This is a genomic window from Robertmurraya beringensis, from assembly GCF_042433785.1.
Lineage (GTDB): Bacteria > Bacillota > Bacilli > Bacillales > Cytobacillaceae > Robertmurraya_A > Robertmurraya_A beringensis.
Genome location: NZ_JBHLUU010000046.1, coordinates 1 through 780, shown reverse-complemented (window position 1 = coordinate 780; position 780 = coordinate 1). Strand labels below are relative to the sequence as shown.

Genomic DNA, 780 nt, shown 5'->3' with positions numbered 1-780 from the left:
GGATCAAGACAGTATAAGAATGAAATATCGAAAGGTCTTATTTGATAATCAAAGTGTTTAATCTTATTTGGTGAAAACTGTTCAAACTTATTTGTGAAAAACTGTTGATTTCTACTTGACGGTTACACTTAGTGAATAGTTATTGTATTTTGCAAGAAAAAAGTGCATAACTGCGCAAGATTTTTTGCAAAGTTTTGCCACCCAATCTATATAACTACCTAGCCTTAGATAATGCGTTTGATAGCCTGTAACTTCCTCCATTGAACGTTAATACATGTGCGTGATGGATCAACCGATCTACTAAAGCAGCTGTCAGCCTTGAGTCAATAAAAATCCGATTCCACTGGCTAAATTCTAGATTTGAAGTAATAATTAAGCTTTTTTGTTCATACCAATCGGCAATTAACTGAAACAATAATTCGGAACCTTCTTTACTAAAAGGTAGATAACCCATCTCATCAAGTATAATTAAGTCTACCTTCTCAAACCTTTTTCTAAAGGATGGTAACTTATCCTGCTTTAGTGCCTGTTCTAATTGCTCTATGAGGAGAGATACACGATAGAATCTCACCTCATAGCCCATTTCACAAGCTCTTCTCCCTAATCCTGTTGCTAAATGTGACTTGCCCTTATGCAAAGCTTTTCATAAGGGGAATTATGGAAAGTTTTTGTTTATGGTAAGAAATAAGTGTATATGCCCTATTTGAATTGAAATATACGTTTATTTCTTTCCATAACACCTCACAATAGATTTATTAAAATCTAGGAGGTGCCATATGG

At 34.2% G+C, this 780-nt stretch carries 1 pseudogene; it reads right to left on the bottom strand.

Annotation, left to right across the window (positions count from 1 at the left end):
• Window positions 1–214: 214 nt before the first annotated feature.
• Window positions 215–628, bottom strand: a pseudogene (locus ACFFHF_RS11795) (ATP-binding protein); the annotation flags it as partial.
• Window positions 629–780: the final 152 nt, after the last annotated feature.